The sequence below is a fragment of the Actinopolymorpha rutila genome (genome assembly GCF_013407855.1).
Classification (GTDB): Bacteria; Actinomycetota; Actinomycetes; order Propionibacteriales; family Actinopolymorphaceae; genus Actinopolymorpha; species Actinopolymorpha rutila.
Genome location: NZ_JACBZH010000001.1, coordinates 540,252 through 558,772, shown reverse-complemented (window position 1 = coordinate 558,772; position 18,521 = coordinate 540,252). Strand labels below are relative to the sequence as shown.

General features: G+C 71.6%; 16 protein-coding genes. 6 read left to right on the top strand and 10 right to left on the bottom strand.

The genetic code is table 11. The annotated features are described in order from the left end of the window. Nucleotides 1-4: 4 nt before the first annotated feature. Together F4554_RS02325 and F4554_RS02320 are read right to left on the bottom strand one after the other, a co-directional pair. The gene (locus F4554_RS02325; protein WP_202889104.1) at nucleotides 5-1,315 is read right to left on the bottom strand and encodes an MFS transporter; all 1,311 of its coding nucleotides are present in this window, start codon (nucleotides 1,313-1,315) and stop codon (nucleotides 5-7) included. A 122-nt stretch (nucleotides 1,316-1,437) separates the two neighbouring features. Next, the gene (locus F4554_RS02320; RefSeq protein ID WP_179785840.1) at nucleotides 1,438-2,646 is read right to left on the bottom strand and encodes an FAD-dependent monooxygenase; all 1,209 of its coding nucleotides are present in this window, start codon (nucleotides 2,644-2,646) and stop codon (nucleotides 1,438-1,440) included. A gap of 193 nt (nucleotides 2,647-2,839) precedes the next feature. On the opposite strand from F4554_RS02320, the gene F4554_RS02315 reads away from it, so the two are divergent. Continuing rightward, nucleotides 2,840-3,820: a TetR/AcrR family transcriptional regulator C-terminal domain-containing protein gene (locus tag F4554_RS02315; RefSeq protein WP_179785839.1), complete on the top strand. Its 981-nt coding sequence runs from the start codon at nucleotides 2,840-2,842 to the stop codon at nucleotides 3,818-3,820. Nucleotides 3,821-3,863: 43 nt separating this feature from the next. Here the strand turns inward: F4554_RS02315 and F4554_RS02310 are convergent, their stop codons facing one another. Next, a complete protein-coding gene (locus F4554_RS02310) occupies nucleotides 3,864-5,486 on the bottom strand; it encodes an alkaline phosphatase D family protein (protein WP_179785838.1) in 1,623 nt (540 codons plus the stop codon). A 316-nt stretch (nucleotides 5,487-5,802) separates the two neighbouring features. Between F4554_RS02310 and F4554_RS02305 the strand changes: the two genes are divergently transcribed. Further along, nucleotides 5,803-7,992, top strand: a complete 2,190-nt coding sequence (locus tag F4554_RS02305; protein WP_179785837.1) for a HelD family protein — start codon at nucleotides 5,803-5,805, stop codon at nucleotides 7,990-7,992. Here F4554_RS02305 and F4554_RS02300 read toward each other — a convergent pair. Genes F4554_RS02300 through F4554_RS02290 form a run of 3 tightly spaced genes read right to left on the bottom strand, consistent with a single transcriptional unit; the run spans nucleotide 7,989 to nucleotide 10,653 of the window. Then, a complete protein-coding gene (locus F4554_RS02300) occupies nucleotides 7,989-8,960 on the bottom strand; it encodes a DNA polymerase domain-containing protein (protein ID WP_179785836.1) in 972 nt (323 codons plus the stop codon). The two genes, F4554_RS02305 and F4554_RS02300, sit on opposite strands and share 4 nt — an antisense overlap. Nucleotides 8,961-9,000: 40 nt before the next feature. After that, nucleotides 9,001-10,242 carry a sigma-70 family RNA polymerase sigma factor gene (locus F4554_RS02295; RefSeq protein ID WP_179785835.1) on the bottom strand — a complete coding sequence of 414 codons (1,242 nt, stop codon included), beginning with the start codon at nucleotides 10,240-10,242 and terminating at the stop codon, nucleotides 9,001-9,003. 3 nt (nucleotides 10,243-10,245) lie between these two features. Next, the gene (locus F4554_RS02290; protein WP_202889609.1) at nucleotides 10,246-10,653 is read right to left on the bottom strand and encodes a YciI family protein; all 408 of its coding nucleotides are present in this window, start codon (nucleotides 10,651-10,653) and stop codon (nucleotides 10,246-10,248) included. 193 nt (nucleotides 10,654-10,846) lie between these two features. On the opposite strand from F4554_RS02290, the gene F4554_RS02285 reads away from it, so the two are divergent. Then, nucleotides 10,847-11,176, top strand: coding sequence for a putative quinol monooxygenase (locus F4554_RS02285; protein WP_179785833.1), 330 nt, complete (start codon nucleotides 10,847-10,849; stop codon nucleotides 11,174-11,176). 36 nt (nucleotides 11,177-11,212) lie between these two features. On the opposite strand, the gene F4554_RS02280 is transcribed toward F4554_RS02285, so the two are convergent. The 3 genes from F4554_RS02280 to F4554_RS02270 all read right to left on the bottom strand — a co-directional run bounded on the left by F4554_RS02280 (nucleotide 11,213) and on the right by F4554_RS02270 (nucleotide 14,165). Beyond that, nucleotides 11,213-11,692 (bottom strand): VOC family protein, encoded by a 480-nt coding sequence (locus F4554_RS02280; RefSeq protein WP_179785832.1) that lies wholly within the window; start codon nucleotides 11,690-11,692, stop codon nucleotides 11,213-11,215. Nucleotides 11,693-11,778: 86 nt separating this feature from the next. Then, the gene (locus tag F4554_RS02275; protein WP_179785831.1) at nucleotides 11,779-13,371 is read right to left on the bottom strand and encodes an FAD-dependent oxidoreductase; all 1,593 of its coding nucleotides are present in this window, start codon (nucleotides 13,369-13,371) and stop codon (nucleotides 11,779-11,781) included. A gap of 125 nt (nucleotides 13,372-13,496) precedes the next feature. Continuing rightward, the gene (locus F4554_RS02270) at nucleotides 13,497-14,165 is read right to left on the bottom strand and encodes a CGNR zinc finger domain-containing protein (RefSeq protein WP_337795837.1); all 669 of its coding nucleotides are present in this window, start codon (nucleotides 14,163-14,165) and stop codon (nucleotides 13,497-13,499) included. Nucleotides 14,166-14,205: 40 nt separating this feature from the next. On the opposite strand from F4554_RS02270, the gene F4554_RS02265 reads away from it, so the two are divergent. Further along, on the top strand, nucleotides 14,206-14,655 hold the full coding sequence (locus F4554_RS02265; protein WP_179785830.1) for a VOC family protein: 450 nt from the start codon (nucleotides 14,206-14,208) through the stop codon (nucleotides 14,653-14,655). Nucleotides 14,656-14,684: 29 nt separating this feature from the next. On the opposite strand, the gene F4554_RS02260 is transcribed toward F4554_RS02265, so the two are convergent. Further along, nucleotides 14,685-15,623, bottom strand: coding sequence for a lipid kinase (locus tag F4554_RS02260; RefSeq protein ID WP_179785829.1), 939 nt, complete (start codon nucleotides 15,621-15,623; stop codon nucleotides 14,685-14,687). Nucleotides 15,624-15,809: 186 nt separating this feature from the next. Between F4554_RS02260 and F4554_RS02255 the strand changes: the two genes are divergently transcribed. After that, nucleotides 15,810-16,850, top strand: a complete 1,041-nt coding sequence (locus tag F4554_RS02255; RefSeq protein ID WP_179785828.1) for a Gfo/Idh/MocA family protein — start codon at nucleotides 15,810-15,812, stop codon at nucleotides 16,848-16,850. Between the two features lie 191 nt (nucleotides 16,851-17,041). After that, a complete protein-coding gene (locus F4554_RS02250) occupies nucleotides 17,042-18,481 on the top strand; it encodes a sulfatase-like hydrolase/transferase (protein WP_179785827.1) in 1,440 nt (479 codons plus the stop codon). Nucleotides 18,482-18,521 lie beyond the last annotated feature (40 nt).

The window sequence follows — 18,521 nt, the reverse complement described above, 5'->3', positions numbered from 1 at the left end:
TGCGTCACGCCGCCACGCGTTCGGCCTGGATCTCCTCGAGCGTCTTGCCGGCCGTCCGCGGCATGAAGACCAGCCCGATCACGCCGCTGGCGACCAGCAGCAACAGCAGCAACAGCAGGATCAACGCGAGCGTGTGGAATCCGGTCGCCGCCAGCACCGGCACCAGGAAGCTCCAGCCACCGATGAGGATCCGCACCACGCCGTACAGCAACGCCTGCGAGCTCGCCCTGATCTGCGTCGGGAACAGCTCGGTCGACCAGACCCGGAAGAACGGCCCCTGCCCGAAACCGCTGCCGAGGTTGTTCACCACGAGGTAGACGACGGCGACCGTGACCCCGAGCGGGAACGTGAACAGCACGCCGTACGCGATCGCCTGCAGCGCCGCGCCGATCCCGAACAGCAGCCGCCGGTGACGGGTGTCGCTGAGCGGCATGAACACCACCGACGTGGTGATCGACACGATCAGGAACCCCATCGCCTGCAGGGCCACGCTGGTCCCCTGGCCGGCGCCGCCGACGGTACGCAGGATGTACGGGAAGAAGAACCCGGCCGTACCCGCGACGAGGTTCCACGGCAGGAACATCGCGAACACGAACGCGAACGCCCGCAGATTGGCCCGAGTGGTGAAGTCCCGCAACCGCATCGTCGCCTGCCTGGCGCCGCCCGCGACCGCGTCACCGGCCACCCGCCCGGCGTTTCGCCAGCGTTCGGACTCGACCATCCCGCGGCGGAAGAACCACGTCACCAGCGCCACCACCAGCAGGTGCGCGAAGACGATCCGGATCCCCAACAGGCCAAGGGGTGCGAGCGCCCAGGCGAGTGCCAGCGTCAGCACCGGGCCGAGCGACCAGAAGACGTTGGTGAGCCCGAGCATCTTTCCGCGCGCCCGTGCCGGGGAGAACTCCGCGATCAGCGTCCACGAGGTGGGGATGTCCGCGCCGACCGCCAGCCCGACGATGACGAAGCCAACCAGCAGGCCGGGCAGGCTGGGCGAGAAGATGACGAACAACGTGCCGAACGCGTACACCAGCAGGTCCCACTGGTAGACCCGTTTGCGGCCCACCCGGTCACCCAGCCAGCCGCCGATCAGGCAGCCGACGCCGGCGGAGATGGCGTTCGAGCTGAACGCCGCGATCAGCCCGACCGCACCACTGCTCAGGTTGTACGCACTGGCCCACAGGGCAAGGCCGGCCGAGCCCGCCACGATCGAGCCGGCGTCGATGTAGTCGGCCATCGACGCGAGCACCGCCCACCGCCAGTGCCGCCGGTCCAGAGCTTCGTCGTCCTTCACCTGCGGACCGCGGGTTGTGCTCACGGCCGCCATCGTTCTCGCGCCGGAGCGCGCTGGTCAAGGAAGCACGACCGGACTGGCTGGGACCGGCCTGGCCGGTCGGGGCCACTAGAGGACCGCTCCCGGACCGCTCCCGGACACCGCTGTCAACCCACGCTTGCGAAGGCGTACTCGGGTAGCTCGATGTCGGCCGCCTTGGCGAACTGCCGGGCGATCACCGGCCGCATCGGCCAGCGCGTCATCCACCGCATGGACAGCCCACGCGCCCAGATCGCCGGCGCACTCATCGGCGCGTACCCCGAGACACCGCCCGGCGGGAGCTCCTGCGCACTCGTCACGTAGGACCGGATGCGGTCCTCGTAGCGGGCGAACGCGGTCACGTGGTCGCCGTCGGCGGCGGCGAGTTCGCCGGCCAGCACGTACGCACCGACCAGCGCGACGCTCGTCCCCAGACCGGTGAGCGGTGTCGGGCAGTAGCCGGCGTCGCCGAGCAGGACTACCCGCCCGCGGGACCAGTGGTCGAGATGCACCTGCCCGATCGAGTCGAACGCGAAGTCGGTGCAGGCGCGCATCCCGGCGAGCAGCCGCGGGACCTCCCACCCCACGCGTGCGAACCTCGACGCGAGGACGTCCTGCTGGCCGCGCACGTCACGCCGGTCGTACGACAACGGCTCGGACCGGAAGCTCAACCCGGCCTTCACCTCACCGGGCAGGCGGCCCGGCCGGGCGGACGCCACCAGCCCGCCGGGCGCGTTGTGCATGAGGTACCAGCCGTCCAGCGCAATGTCGTCGGTGACGGTGAACCACGCGGTGTAGCAGCCCAGCGGCCTGACGTACCTCTCCTCGGGACCGAACGCCAGCGCGCGGACGGTCGAGTGCAGCCCGTCGGCGCCGACCACCAGGTCGAACCGGCGGGGAGCGGCGCGTTCGAAGGTCACCAGCACGCCGTCGCCGTCCTCGCGCAGGTCGGTGATGGTGTCGTCGAAGAGGTATTCGGTGTCCGGCAGCGTTGCGTCGTACAGCAGCTCGGCCAGGTCGCCGCGCAGGATCTCGATCTCGGAGACGATACCCTCGCCGCCGAAGCTGTCCGCCGGCATCCGCGCGGTGATCCGGCCCCGCCTGTCGACGAGGGCGAGGCCGCGTTGGTCCAGGCCGAGCGTGCGCGCCCGCTCCATCAGGCCCATCCGGGTGATCACGGTGCGCCCCGCACCGCGAAGGTCGACCGCCTGCCCGCCGGGCCGGGGTGCCGGCGCGCGCTCGACGACGGTGGGGCTGTAGCCGGCTCTGCGTAGCCAGTACGCGGCGGCGGGGCCGGCGATGCTGGCGCCGGACACGAGGACGGTTCTGTTCGACATGCCGGTGACTGTACGGTGTACGCATGACTAGTGCAAGCCTTGCTTCCAAGGAGACTACAGGATGCCGTACTAGTGCACTGATCACGATCTGCACGCCTGGGCCGGACGACCCGGCAGTCCGACCGGCGCCGGAACGCTAGGCTGAGCGCCGCCTCGGTGCACTAGTACAGCTCGACAGGAGGGAGGCCCTCGGATGGCAGATTCGTCCACAGCGTCGCGGTACCACGAGGTCGTCGCCGCGCTCCGGCGCCGCATCGAGGCCGGCGAGCTCGCACCGGGTGACCGGGTTCCCTCGACCCGGGAGATCACCCGCGAGTGGGGCGTGGCGATGGCGACCGCCACGAAGGCGCTCACCGAGCTCCGCCACCTCGGCCTGGTGCGGGCCGTGCCCGGTGTCGGCACCGTGGTCGCCGAGCGCGGACGGACGGGCACCCGGACGACGACCACGACCGGCCCCGCCACCGACGCACGAACCTCGCAGGAGAGCCGTCCCGCCGCGGCCACCGACCGGACGCTCACCACCGAACGCGTCGTCGAGGCGGCGATCGCCATCGCGGACGCCGAGGGGGTTTCGGCCGCCTCGATGCGCCGGGTGGCCGTCGACCTCGGGGTCGCCACGATGTCGCTGTACCGGCACGTGCGCGACAAGGACGACCTGCTGCTGCGGATGATGGACGCGGTGCTGGCGGCCTCGCCGCTCCCAGCCGAGCCACCGGACGGCTGGCGGCCGCGGCTCGACCTGGTGGCCCGCACGCTGTGGACGCTCTTCCGCCGGCACCCCTGGCTCGCGCCCACCATGTCGATCACCCGCCCGCAGGCGACCCCGCACGCCCTCCCGTACACCGAATGGGTGCTCGCCGGCCTGCTCGCCGAGGGACTCGACCTGCAGACCGCTTTCACCATGCATCTCACGCTGTTCAACTACGTGCGCGGCACGGCCGTCAACCTGGAAAGCGAGGCGGAGGCGGAAGCGACCAGCGGGCTGACGAGCGAGGAGTGGATGGCGACCCAGCAGCCGGCCATCGACCGGATCGTCGCCGAACAACGGTTGGTGACCTTCGCCCGGCTGGCCGAGAAGGAGTACGACTTCGACCTGGACGCGCTGTTCGAGTTCGGTCTGCAACGCCTCCTCGACGGCTGCACCGAGCTGGTGGAGGCCGCGCGCCGGCGCTGACCACCTCGGCGCCTCCCGCGCCTCCCGCGATGAGTTCCGCCCGTCACCCTTCCTGGACGCCGGGCCGGCGGTCCTCCACCACCCAGGTCGCGCGGGTGCTGATCGGCGCGCCCGGCCGGGTGACGTACGGCAGCACCCGGAAGTCGGTGCTCCACCGCTGCCTGTCCACGTGCACCCGGACGTAGCCGCGGCGGGCGTTGTAGAACTTCAGGTGCGGGTTCGACGCGAGCTCCAGGCGCCCTCGCGCGTCGACCTCCTCGCCGTCCCCGCGGGTGGTGACGGACGTGCCCACGAACTCGCTGCCCACCGTCGGCGACTCGGGGTCGGAGTAGTCGGCCTTGAGGTCCCAGGCGTGGTTGCGGTGCCGGTCGCCGGTGATCACCACGAGGTTCCGTACGCCGAGATCCCGGGCGGCGCCGAGCACGCGGTTGCGCTCGGCGACGTAGCCGTCCCACGGGTCGAGCGACACCTCCGTGGCCGGGCCGGGGTCGAGGTCGCCCTGCCCCATCGGAACCTGGTTGCCGAGCACCTGCCACCGGGCCGGCGAGGTCGCGAACCCGTTCAGCAGCCACTCACGCTGCCGGGCGCCGAGGATGCTCCGGCCAGGCGCGAACCGCTCGGGGCAGGTGGCCGATCTCCCACCGTCGCACGGCTGGTCGTCGCGGTACTGCCGGGTGTCCAGCATGGTGAGGTCGACCAGTCGCCCGTACGACAACCGCCGGTGCAGGCGCATCGCCGGCCCTGACGGGAGTTGTGCGAGCCGCATCGGCTGGTTCTCGTACATCGCCTGGAACGCCGCCGCCCGGCGCCTGCGGAACGCGACCGGGTCCGCGCTCGGCACCGGAGTGGTCCCGGCATGGTCGCCGGCCCAGTCGTCCTCCACCTCGTGGTCGTCCAACGTCACGATCCACGGGAAGCGGGCATGGGCGGCCCGCAGCGGCGCCTCGGACTTGTAGAGGCCGTACTGCAGCCGGTACCCAGGCAGGTCGAACACCTCGGTGCGCAGCGCCGACTCCCGGATCTCCCCGCGCCGGTCGCGGTCGGGCACGTGCTCGTAGATGTAGTCGCCCAGATGGACCACCAGGTCGAGGTCCTCCCGCGCCAGATGGTCGTACGCGGTGAAGAAGCCGTCCTGCCACGTCTGACAGCTGGCGAACGCGAAGGTCAGCTCCCTCGGCGAGGACGGGACGGGCGGCGTCGTCCTCGTCCGCCCGATCGGGGAGAGCGCCCCGCCGACGCGGAACCGGTAGTAGTACACCCGGTCGGGTTCCAGGCCGGCGATCTCCGGATGCACCGAGTGGCCGAGTTCGGGAGTGGCGACCACCCGGCCTCCCCGGACGACGCGAGCAAACCGCTCGTCGGCGGCCACCTCGTACTCCACCCGCACGGGCCTCGGCGGCATCCCGCCGCTCCCGTCGGGAGCCAGCGGCTCCGGCGCCAGCCGGGTCCACAGCACCACACCGTGCGGCGCCGGATCACCGGAGGCGACGCCGAGGGTGAAGGGGTCGGCACCCCCGAGCGGGACCGACGTCACGGAGTTCTCGACGAACACCCCGGTGCCGAGCAGCACCGCGGCGGCGCCGCCTCCCCCGATACCCAGGAACCGTCTCCGGGAGGGCTGCCACCGGGCCGAGTTCGCTGTGCGCGCGTGCGTGGACCAACTCACCCTGGTGCCTGACCGAAGCCCCGACAGAAGTACGCCGCGTCCGACGGAGCTGGAGTTGTCCGCCACAGTGCGAGCTACCCATCGGCCGGGCGCGAATAACCGTTGGCGCACCGGCAACCGCCCTGGTAGCGTCACCGGGCTTCCTGGGTGGCTCTCGAGTAATCCTCGAAGGATCGAATCGAACCGGACCTCTTCCGGGGCGGGACCCTCGTCGATGGCCGCCGATCTCTTCGTCGTCTCGGCAGATGCGGCCGCGTCAAGCACGTGGTCGCCCAACTCCCCACGCGTCCTCACGACCAGAGGAGCCCAGGTCCTGATGATCGAGTACGTCACCACGCCGGCCGGCCGGCCGCACGAGCCGCAACCCGCCGAACCCGACCGACCGCACGACCCCGACCCCGAACTCCGGACCGAGCGCGCCTTCCTGGACACCGCCCGCGCGGCTCTGCGCCGCATGCACGCGGACGTCGTGGCCACCGAGACCCCGCTGATCGGTGGCGAGGACAACGACGAACGCTTCACCAACGAGTCGAACCTCCGCGCCCGCTGGCTGCGCGCCCAGTCCCTGGTCGACCTGCCCGACGTGCCGCTGTTCTTCGGCCGGATCGACTACGACGCCGGGACCGTGGCGGAGGCGGCCGACCGGATCCACATCGGCCGCCGGCACGTCCACGACGAGGCGGGTGCGCCGCTGGTCATCGACTGGCGGGCGCGGGTCTCGGTCCCCTTCTACCGCGCCACCCGCACCGACCGGCAGCACGTCCACCGGCGCCGTCGCTACGGCTTCTCCGACGCGGCCGACCTCACCGCCTACGACGACGAGATCCTCGACGGCACGGGTACGGCCTCGGACGCCATCGACGCCGGCAGCACCGAGGCGGACGCCTTCCTGCGGGCCGAGATCGAGCGGCCGCGTACCGGACCGATGCGCGACATCGTGGCCACCATCCAGCCCGAGCAGGACGACCTGGTTCGCGCGCCCCTGCAGCCGTCCATCTGCGTTCAGGGCGCGCCGGGCACCGGCAAGACGGCGATCGGGCTGCACCGGATCGCCTACCTGCTCTACACCGAACGCGAACGCCTCAGCCGCGGCGGCGTCGTCATCGTCGGGCCCAACCGCTCGTTCCTGTCCTACATCCGCAAGGTGCTGCCCGCCCTCGGTGAGGTCGACGTACGCCAGACCACCGTAGAAGAGCTGCTCGGCCAGCCCGGCACTGTAGGCACCGCCGGCGCTGCCGGCACGGTCACCGGGGACCCGCGGGCCGAGCAGCTCAAGGGCGACGCCCGGATGGCGGCCGTTCTGCTGCGCGCGCTGTGGCTGCACGTCGGTACGCCGACCGAGGGAATCCTCTACACCAAGGGAGCCAACCGCTACCGCGTGCACGACTACGCCGTCCAGGAGATCGTCGAGTCGCTGCGCGGTGCGACCCGCTACGCACCCGGACGCAACTCGCTCGCACAGCGGATCGCACACGAGGTGCTGGTGCTGATGGAACGCCGCGGCGAGTCACCCGACGACAGGGTTCAGAACGCCGTGGCCCGGTCGCGGCCGGTGAAGGCGCTGGTCGACCAGGTGTGGCCGAAGGTGACGCCGGAGCAGGTGCTGTTCCGGCTGCTGTCGGACGCCGCGTTCCTCGCGGCCGCGGCCGGCGCCGACCTCGCCGAGGACGAGAGGGCCGAGCTGGCCTGGGCCAAGCCCCCGCGGTCGGCGAAGTCGGCGAAGTGGTCGCCGGCGGAGCTGGTCCTGCTCGACGAGCTCACCGACCTGATCGAACGCCGGGCAGGTTCCCTCGGTCACCTGGTCGTGGACGAGGCGCAGGACCTGTCGGCAATGCAGCTACGGGCACTCGGCCGGCGCTGCCGTACCGGCTCCGCGACCGTGCTGGGCGACCTCGCCCAGGCGACGTCGGCGTGGACGACGGGTTCGTGGGAGCAGGTCTTCGAGCACCTGGAGATGCCCGGGACCCGGCTGGTCGAGCTGGAACGAGGATTCCGGGTGCCGGGCGAGATCATCGACTTCGCGGCCCGGCTGCTGCCGACGATCGCGCCCGCCCTGGGCCGGCCGACAGGGATCCGTTCCCTGCCGGACGCGCTGCGGATCAGTTCCGCCCGTCCCGCCGCATCCCCCGATCCGCAAGGCTTCCTTGACAGTCTCGCGGACGCCTGCCGGAACGCCCTGGCCGGTGAGGGCTCGGTCGCGATGATCGCGGCGGACGCTGACGTCGCAGAACTGCGAGCGGGCCTGTTGGACAGGAATCTCCCGTCCGCCTTGCTCGGCAGCGCCGACGACGCGATGGAGACGGCCCGGCTGGTGTGCGTACCCGCGATGTTGGCCAAGGGACTGGAGTTCGACGCGGTGGTGGTCGCCGAGCCGGCCAGGATCGTGGCGGCCGAGCCGCGTGGGATGGCGCGGTTGTACGTCGTGCTGACCCGGGCGGTCACCAGCCTGCACGTCGTACACGCTGAACCGCTGCCGGCCGAGCTCCGCGACACCGCCGTAGGCTAGGTGGACTCCCCGCGCCGAGCACGGGCGCGGCGCTTGCCCTCGTGCATCGCCTGGACGCGGGCCACCGGGATCGTGTGCCCCTCGGCCACGAGGTCGGCACGCAGGGTCTGAGGTGCCGGCAACTGCTCGGCCCACGGGTCACCCGCGCCGATCAGCTCGGGCACGGTGTGGATGGTGAAGTCACCCGGTGCGATGTCGTCGAGCACGTCCCAGCCGACGGGGTAGGACACCGGCACACCCGGCCGGACGCGCGGGCTGTACGCCGCGACGACCGTGGCCCCGCCGGCGCGGGTCGAGTCGAGGAACACCTTCCCGGCCCGGTCCTCGCGGATGAACGCGGTGGTGGCCACGGACGGATCGAGCCGCTGGGCGCGCACGGCGAGCGCCCGGGTCGCGGCCGCGACGTCCCACACGTCCTGCCCCGACGCGAGCGGGACGACCACGTGCAGGCCCTTGGCGCCGCTGGTCTTCACCGCTCCGGCCAGCCCGGCGTCGGCCAGCGCCTGCCGGACCAGCTTCGCCGCCGCGACGGCCAGGCCGAACCCCGCGGCGAGGTCGTCGCCCTCCGGCGGGTCGATGTCGAGGATGAGGGCGGTCGGGTGGGTGACGCTGTCGGCACGGGACAGCGTGGGGTGGTACTCGATCGCGCGCTGGTTGCCGAACCACAGCAGCGTCCGGCGGTCGTCGCACAGGGCGTACCGGATCTCCCGCTTGGACGCCTCCGCCCACACCGAGACGCTGCGCACCCACGAGGGGGTGTATTTCGGGAGGTTCTTCTGCATGAACGGCGGCTGCCCGCGCAGCACCCGCACCACCGACAGCGGTCGGCCGGCCAGCTCGGCGATGATCCGGTCACCGACCACGTCGAGGTAGTCGACCAGGTCGCGCTTCGTCGCCCCGGCCCCGTCGAACAGCGGCTGGTCGAGGTTGGTGAGCGACACGCCCTCGCGCGTCTCCTCCGACGTCATGACCGCAGCGTAGGCGACGCCGCCGACAGCACGGTGCAGGTCACGCCTGGACGTCGGGCAGCCGGGCGGCGCGGGCGCGCAGGTACCGCTGCTGCGGAAGGCTGGACGTACGGTCCGCGGCGGCGAGGTAGGCCGCCCGGGCCCCGGCCGGATCACCGTCGCGTTCCAGCAGGTGTCCCCGGACCGCGTGCAGCCGGTGGTCGCCGGCCAGTCGCCCGTCGGACTCCAGCGCCCCGACCAGCGAAAGACCGGCCCGTGGACCGTCCACCATGGCCACCGCGACGGCGTGGTTGAGCGCGACCACCGGGTTGTCGGAGAGCTTGCGCAGCAGGCCGTACAACGCGGCGATCTGCGGCCAGTCGGTCTCCTCGGCACGCGGGGCCTCGTCGTGCAGCGCGGCGATCGCGGCCTGCAGTTGGTACGGCCCGGTGTGGCCGCGCGGCAACGCGGCGGTGACCAGACCCACCCCCTCGGCGATCTGGTCGGCGTTCCAGCGGCCGCGGTCCTGTTCGTCCATCGGGACGAGCTCGCCGTTCGGCCCGACCCGTGCGGCCCGCCGGGCGTCGGTGAGCAGCATGAGCGCGAGCAGCCCGGCCACCTCGCTGTCGTCCGGCAGCAGCCGGTGCACCATCCGGGCCAGCCGGATCGCCTCGGTGGCGAGTTCCACGCGGTGCAGGTCGGGCCCGGACGTACTCGCGTACCCCTCGTTGAAGATCAGGTAGAGCACGTGCAGGACAGCGGCCAGCCGGTCGTCGCGTGCGGCACCGGCCGGGATGCCGAACGCCACGCCGCTGTCGCGGACGCGCTGTTTCGCCCGGCCGATCCGGCGGGCCATGGTCTGTTCGGAGACGAGGAACGCTCGAGCCACCTCGGCCGTGGTCAGCCCGCCGACGGCGCGCAGCGTCAACGCGATCTGCGCCTCCGCCGACAGCGCCGGATGGCAGCACATGAACAGCAGGATCAGCGAGTCGTCGGTGTCGGAGGTGGGCCGGTCGGCGGGCGGCGTCAGCCACTGGTCGGGCAACACCCATGAGGCGACGGTGTCCTCGCGCCGTCGCCGGGCCTGCTCGTTGCGCAGCAGGTCGGTGAGCCGGCGCGCGGCGACGGTGACCAGCCAGGCGCGCGGGTCGTCCGGTACGCCGTCGACCGGCCACCGGGTGGCGGCGGCCAGCAGCGCCTCCTGGGTGGCGTCCTCGGCGGTGTCGAAGTGGCCGTACCTCCGGACGACCGCGCCGAGGACCCGCGGCGCCAGCGTGCGCAGCAGGTCCTCGACCTCGGTCACCGCTCACGCCTCCAGCTCGGACCTGGACTCCACCACCGGCCGGACGTCGGCGTACGCGGTGGCCCGGACCGACTCCGGTCCGGGGCAGTCGGCCAGCCGGGCAGCGAGTTCGGTCGCCCGGTCGAAGCTGTCGCACTCCACGATCCAGTAGCCGGCGAGCACCTCCTGGGTCTCCGCGTACGGCCCGTCCGTCACCACCGGCCGGCCGTCCCTCGACCCCAGCCGCCGGGTGTGCACCGGCGCGTCCAGGCCACGCGTCTCGACCAGCTCACCGGACTCGGCGAGGTCGGCGTTGAACTTCTCCATGAACGCGCCCATCGCGGCGAAGTCCTCCTCCGACCAGGCCGGCTGGTCCCCGCCCTTGCCGGCCATGCCGTCGTAGTCCTGCTGTGAGGCGTACGTCAGGATCATGTACTTCACGGGTTCACTCCCTCTCGGCGTGGCGCCGGGGTTCGGCACCGCTCACCCCTGACGTCGAGGCCGACGCGGCCGGCCGGACACTTCCCGACCAGGATCGCGCACCACTTTTACTGGCGTCTTCCCCTGCCGGGCCCTCCCGCTACGGTGTGGCGTGACGGAGAAACCGGACACGGGGAGGCGACCCATGATCTTCATCACCGCGAAGTTCCGCGTACGGCCCGAGGACGCCGACCGGTGGCCCGCGATCGTCGCCGACTTCACCCAGGCCACGCGGAGCGAGCCCGGCTGCCTGTGGTTCGACTGGTCGCGCAGCCTGGACGACCCGACGGAGTACGTCCTGGTCGAGGCGTTCCGCGACGACGACGCGGGCGCGGCGCACGTGCAGTCGGCGCACTTCCAGGAGGCACGCCGGACGCTGCCGCCCCATCTCGCCCAGACGCCGCGCATCGTCAACTTCAAGGTGCCCGGGGACGACTGGTCCGAACTCGGCGAGATGGCCGTGTCCGGGGAGTAGACCGAGAGGACCCGGGGGGGTCGCACGGGCCGCGGGTCAGCCGCCCGCGACGGCCTTCTCCATCGCCGCGATGTCGATCTTGTGCATGGTGTACATCGCTTCGTACGCCCGCCTCGACCGCTCCGGGTCGGGGTCGGTCAGCAGCTTGGGCAGCATCGTGGGCACGACCTGCCAGGACACCCCGAACCGGTCCTTCAGCCAGCCGCACGGGCCCTCTTCCCCGCCCTCGCTGAGCCGGTTCCAGTAGTAGTCCACCTCGTCCTGGTCCGCGCACGGAATCTGGAACGAGATCGCCTCGGTGAACCTGAACTGCGGGCCGCCGTTGAGCGCGACGAACTGCTGGCCGTTCAGCTCGAACTCGGCGGTGATGACGGAGCCGGCCTCGCCGGGTCCGGCCTCGCTGTAGTGGTCGATGCTGCCGAGCGAGGCGTTCTTGAAGATCGAGACGTAGTAGTTGGCCGCGGCCTCGGCCTGGCCGTCGAACCACAGGCAGGTGGTGAGCTTGTCGGGGACCACTGGGCACCTCCGGGGTCGGTGAGCGGAGTCGGGAGGATCACGCTCTCCCGTACCGACACCCGGGGGTGGGCAAACTCATCGGTGGTTCACGCGCTGCTCCGGCCCTCCGCGTCCGTCGTCTCCGGGTCGTCGCCCTCCGCGTCCTCGTCCCGGTGGGCGTTCACCGTGGCCTCCGGGTCGCGCGGCTGGAGCGGGCTGGTCGCCGGGCCGGTGAGGACGGCACCGTCGGGATCGAAGCGGGACCCGTGGCAGTTGCAGTCCCAGCTGGTCTCCGCCGCGTTCCAGTGCAGCCGGCAGCCGAGGTGCGAGCAGGTCGGTCGTACGCCGTGCAGGTTGCCGGCCGGGTCGCGGTAGACGCCCATCGCCTGTCCGCCCACCCGGATCAGCCCACCGGTTCCCGGGAGCACCTGGTCCAGCGTCCGCGACTCGGGCGTACCGAGGTAGCCGCCGACGAACTCCTTGCCGACATGCAGGTTGTCGGTGACCGTCCTGACCACTCCGCGTACGTCGCCGATCCGGCGGGCGTCGAACGCCGGCGCCCACGGGTTGGAGCGGCCGGACATGGCGTCGACCAGCATCATCGCGGCGGCGGACCCGTTGCTCAGCCCCCACTTGCCGAACCCGGTGGCGACCCAGACCGCATGGTGGCCGGGCGCGGCTCCGACGTACGGGATGTGGTCGGGGGTGGTGAAGTCCTGCGCGGACCAGGTGTACTCCACGTCCTCCACGTCGAACACCTTCCGCGTCCACTCCACCAGGTCGCGGACCTGTTCCTCGGTGTCGACCTCCGACGCGCCCGTCTCGTGGCCGTTGCCGACGACGACGATGCCGTTCGGGCCGGGGCCCAGCCACGGCCGCGTCGACCGGGTGGGCTGGTCGACCGACAACGCCATCGCGGTCGGTGCGGGACCACGCAGCCGCGCGGCCAGGCCGTACGACCGCTGCGGCCGCGTACGGGCGAAGTACCCGCCGATCATGCCCAGCGGCAGCAGGGTCGCCATCACGACGTGCCGGGCCCGGACCACACCGGAGGACGTGGTCACCGTGACCGTGTGGTCGCGCCCCTCGGACACGTCGGTGACCCGGGTGGACTCGTGGATGCCGGCACCGGCCTCGACCGCGGCGGCCGCGACCGCGCGCAGGTAGCGGACCGGGTGGAAGTGCAGTTGGTCGTCGAAGCGGACGGCGGCCGCGACGTCGAAAGGATGCTCGGCGGTGTCGGCCAGGGTGGCATCGAGCCCGACTCGGGTGGCCGCGGCGACCTCGGCCTCGAGCTCGCCGACGCGCGCCTCGTCCAGGGTGTACGCGTAGGACGGCGCCCGGGTCAGCTGGCAGTCGATGCCGGACCGCTCCACCAGGTCGGTCACCAGCTCCATGCCGGCCGAGTTGGCCGCGGCGTACTGACCGGCGGCGGTCCAGCCGTGCCGCTTGGCGAGTTCGGCGTAGATCAGGCCGTGTTGCGTGGTGACCTTGGCGGTGGTGTGCCCGGAGGACCCGGAGGCGAGCCGACGGGCCTCGAGTACGACGGTCTGCAGGCCCGCGCGCTGGGCGAGCAGTGCGGTGGTGAGGCCGACCAGGCCGCCGCCGACCACCGCGACATCGACATCCAGGTCGGTGTCCAGGGCCGGGTAGGTCGGCCCATCCGGTCCGGCGAACCACACGCTGGCATGTCTGGTCATCTCGTCCCCACTCCCGCGCGCCGACGTCGCCTGTCAAGGGCGTGTTGCTGTAGGGCGCTCCTACCCGAGGCGTGGGGCGACATGCTCAGGACCCACAGCACGGCCCAGCGCGCGGACGGCCTTCGTCAGGACGGCGACTGCTCCTTCGGATCGCGACGGGCGCGAAGCGCACGGAGCTTGTGGCGGTTGCCGCAGCGTTCCATCGAGCACCACCGCCGCCGGCCGGGCCGTGAGGTGTCCACGAAGACCAGCCGGCAGTTGTGCGCGTCGCACTCCCGGATCCGGTCGGCGAACGGGCCGGTCAGCAAGTCGATCGCGTCCCGGGCGACGGTCGAGACCACCTGCTCGACGTCGGCGGGAAGCTGCCAGCCGTGCGTTCCGTCGGCGGCGAGCCGCGGCGCGAGTGGTGGGCGAGCGGCAGCACGGTTGACCTCGGCCAGGTCCGCTGGGGTCGGCGTCAGCCCCGAGTCCTCGTCCGTGCCTCCGCCGGGGTCCTCGTCCCTGCCGTGGACCGCGCCGTGGACCGCGTCGTGGACCAGGCGCCACAGGGCGTCGCGTACCCGGCGGGCCGATGCCAGCGCCTCGGCGGTGACGTCCACCTGCGCCGGGTCGAGGTGGAGCCGGGAGTCCGCCAACCAGCTGCGCAGGCCCTCGGGTCGGTCGAGCGTCTCCCACCTCGCCAGCGGCCCGGGCCCGCCGGTGACCAGGAGCTCCAGGCAGAGGGCACCCGGATCGAAGATCCACTGGGCGCCGTCCCGGGAGTGCATGGGCAGACCGGTTGCGGGCACGGACACGTAACCACTATAACTGGTGTCGACTTCACCGGGAGGACTCATGGCTCTGCACTGGAAGCTCGTCGTCGACTGCGCGGAGCCGCTGCGACTGGCCGACTTCTGGGCGTTCGCCCTCGGCTACGAGGTGGAGGACCACTCCGCACTGATCGACCGTTTGCTCGGCGCGGGCGTCGTCACCGACGCGCAGTACACCGAGGTGGACGGGCGCAAGGTGTGGTTGCACGCCGCCGCCGTACGCCATCCCGACGACCCGGTGGACGAATCGACCGGGGTGGGCCTGGGCCGGCGGCTGCTGTTCCAGGCCGTGCCCGACCCGACACCGGGCAAGAACAAACTCCACCTCGACGTGCACGCCGAGCCCGGGCGTCGCGACGACGAGGTGTCCCGGCTGCGGGAGCACGGCGCGAAGGTGCTGCGGGTGGTGTCGGAGCCGGGGACCGACCACGTGGTCATGACCGACCCGGAGGGCAACGTGTTCTGCGTCCAGTAGTCCCGGCTGGCCCCAGCTGGGTTCCCGCGTCAGGGATGGTGCGGGTCCAGCCGCGCGGCGTCGGACTCCTGGGGTACGAGCACGACCAGCGCGTTCCGTTGCACGCTGAACTCCTGCGGGGTGGTCGCCACCACCTCGCCGTCGACGTTCACCGCCTGCTCGGGCTCGGAGTGGAGGTTCAGCCGGCGCGTGGTCACGTGCACGACGTTCTGGTGCCGGACGAAACTTCCGTCCCGCAGGAGCCGCGCGATGCTGAGATGGTCCCGGAGATGGCCCGCCGGGATGGCGTACACGTCCAGGGTGTTGTCGTCGATGCCCGCGGTGGGCGAGACGACGTTGCCGCCGCCGTAGTGCCGGCCGTTGCCGACCGCGACCTGGAGCAGGTCGTCGAGTTCCATCGGAGCGTGGTCGCCGTCCGGGAACTCCAGCCAGGCCCGGAACGGCCGGTGGGCGCGGTAGGCACGACCCGCCGCGAGGGGGTACGCCAACGGCCCCAGCCGGCGCTTCATCCTGGGGGTGAGGGCCCGGGTGACGCCGACGGAAAGCCCGGCCGAGGCCACGTTGACGAAGTAGTTGTCGCCGATCCGGCCGAGGTCGACGTCGACCACCTTGCCGTGCGCGATCGTCTCGCAGGCGCCGGCGAGGTCGAACGGGATCCGGAGCGTACGGGCGAAGTCGTTCGCCGTTCCCAGCGGAAGCACGCCGAGGGCGACCCGGCGCGGCGCGAGGTGGTCGACGGCCGTACTCAGCGTGCCGTCCCCGCCGCCGACGATCACCAGATCGTGGTGGTCCGCGACCTCGGCGACGACCTCCGGCAGCCGGGTGCCGTCGGTGACCTGATAGCACTCACCGAGCGGTACGCCGAGGTCGCCGAGCCGCCCTTGGGCCTCCTCGAACGCCGCGGCCCCGCTCCTCGACCCGGAGTTCACCACCAGCGCGACCTGATCGAACCGCTTCTCTCCTGCCATCCGGCCAGGCTACGTGCGCTGCTTGAACGGGACCTGAGAGTCCCCGGAGCGCCCGCCGGACCGGTTCTGGCCGTCACAGGCCGCCGGCTTGGACCGCGCCCGGTCCAGGCGGCAGGCTGACCACAACGGCCGTGACGACACCGGCCGTACTCAGCCAAACACGACAGGCACGACGGAGGGGCTGGCATGGCGGACGCACCGGTTCGGGTCGGGATCATCGGGCTGGGCAGGAGCGGGTGGAACATCCATGCCGACGCGATCGCCGACCACGAGGGGTTCGAGGTGGCCGCGGTCGCCGACCCGGTGGCGGAGCGACGGCAGGAGGCCGAGGAGCGCTTCGGCTGTGCCTCCCACACCGACCCGGAGGGTGTGATCGGCACCGAGGGCCTGGACATCGTGGTCGTCGCCTCGCCCTCCCACACCCACGTCCCACTCACCGTCGCCGCGCTCGAAGCCGGCGCCCATGTCGTCGTGGAGAAGCCGATGGCCGCGTCGGTGGCGGAGATGGACGAACTCATCGCCGCCGCCGACCGGGCCGACCGGCTGCTCACCTGCTACCTGCCGCGCCGCCTGGACGTCGACTTCGACTTCGTACGGGACGTCCTGGCTTCCGGCCTGCTGGGGAAGCTGGTTCTGCTCCGGCGTACGGTGCACCGCTTCCAGCGACGGGCCGACTGGCAGACGCTTCGCAAGTACGGCGGCGGCGAACTGTCCAACACCGTTCCGCACGTACTCGACCAGGTCCTTCTGCTGCTGGGCGAGGAACCGACGGAGGTGTTCGCGGACCTGCGGCACACGGTCGGCCGGGGCGACGCCGAGGACCATGTCAAGCTGACCTTGCGGGGACCGAGCGGGCCGCTGGCCGAGGTCGAGTCCAGCATGTGCATGGCGATTCCCCAGCCGGGCTGGCAGATCACCGGCACCACCGGCGCGCTGGTCGGCGACGGGCAGACGTTCACGATCCGGTGGTTCGATGCCGCTGCCGCGAACGCGCCACACCTGGACGAGGGCCCGGCGGCGGGCCGACGGTACGGCAGCGGCGAGACGATCGACTGGCAGGAGGAGGTCCGCACGCTGGGCCGCGGCACCAGGTCGGCCGCGTTGCGCTACTACGACCGGCTGGAGGCGACCCTGCGTACGGGCGCGGACTTGTTCGTCACGCCGGAGAGCGTCCGGCGACAGATCGGGATCATCGAGGAAGCCCGCCGCCAGACCGGCTACGCCTGACCGCCCGGAGTTCTCACAACAGGTAACGTTCTTTACCAGTCCTCGACGAAGGTATCGACCCGGCGGCTCATCGTCTACCGAGCCGCCGATCCGGCCTGGCAAGCCGCGCTTGACACCATCGCCGCCACGCGACGACAGACGGGTTCGGATTCCGAACACACGACGACCTACTACCGCGAGGACGTGCCGACGTGACCGGTGACCGCCCGGCCATACTCTTGATCACCGCCGACGAACTTCGCCGGGACGCGCTCGGATGTTACGGCGGGCAGGCGGTGGCGACACCACACCTCGACGCGCTGGCCGATGCGGGCACCGTCTTCGACCGCGCCTACACGGCGAGCCCGTGGTGTCTGCCGAGTCGCGCGTCCCTCGTCACCGGCCGCTATCCGCGCAACCACCAAGCGTACAGCAACTTCCGGGACACCACCCTGTCGGCGGACATTCCCAACCTCTACACCACTCTCGGCACGGCCGGTTACACCGTCGGGCACATCGGCAAGTGCCACTACACGCCGGTGCCGTACGGCAGCACCCGGCCCGACCGCACTCTGCCGTACGACGAGTTCCGGGCGTACTACGAGAGTCTCGGCATCGAACACCTCGCACTGCAGGACGACAAGCAGGTCTCGGTCTGGTTCTACGACGACTACGCCCGCGAGCTCGACGCGGCGGGGCATCTCGCCGACTACCGATCCGCCGTCTGGGACCGTGAGGCCCGCAAGGTGTTCACGTTCCCCGGGCCTGCGGAGTGGCATCCGGACGCCTGGGTCGGCCGCAAGGCGTGCGAGTGGATCGGGTCACACGACGACAGCAGGCCGTTCTTCGGCTGGGTGTCGTTCAGCGGGCCACACTTTCCCTTCGACCCGCCGAAGGAGTACCTCAGCCGGGTGGACGAGACACTGGTCGGCGAGGCGACGGTCGTGCCCGAGGAGTGGAGCGACCCTCGTCGCTTCCACTATCGGAGCTTCCACGGTTCGGCCGCGGGGGCGGTGGAAGGCGCGGGCTACCACGACCGGGACGAGGACTACTGGCATCGGTTGCGCCTGCACTACCTCGCGAACGTCGCCCTGATCGATGACCAGATCGGCGAGATCCTGCGCGCCGCGGAGGAGCGGTTCGGCGACAACCTCCTGGTGATCTTCACCTGCGACCACGGCGAGATGCTCGGCAACCATGGATTCTGGGGCAAGAACGCCTGCGCGTACGAGGATGTCCTGCACGTCCCGCTGTTGCTGCGGCGACCGGGACGCGCCGGCGCGGGGACGCGCACGGACCGGCTCACCAGTCTCGTCGACGTCCACCCCACGCTCGTCGAGGCCGCGGGTGTCTCCGCGGATGGGACCTCCGGTGATGGCACACCGAGCGGAGCCGTGCCGGACGGCCGGAACCTCGACGGCGCCGGGCATCGGTACGTCTTCGCGGAGGGCGAGGGCTTCCTCACCGTCACCGACGGACAGCGCAAGCTCGTCACCATCCACCGGGACGGGACCGTCTTCACCGAACTCTTCGACCTCGACACGGACCCCCACGAGTTGCACGACCTCTCGGCCGATCCGAGGTATTCCGAGGCGCGACAGGACCTCCAGGCGGCAGTCCTGGCGGCGCTGGTCGACACGACGCTCCCGTGACTACCGCACTGCCCTGATGTCGAAAGGGGCGAGCAGGTGA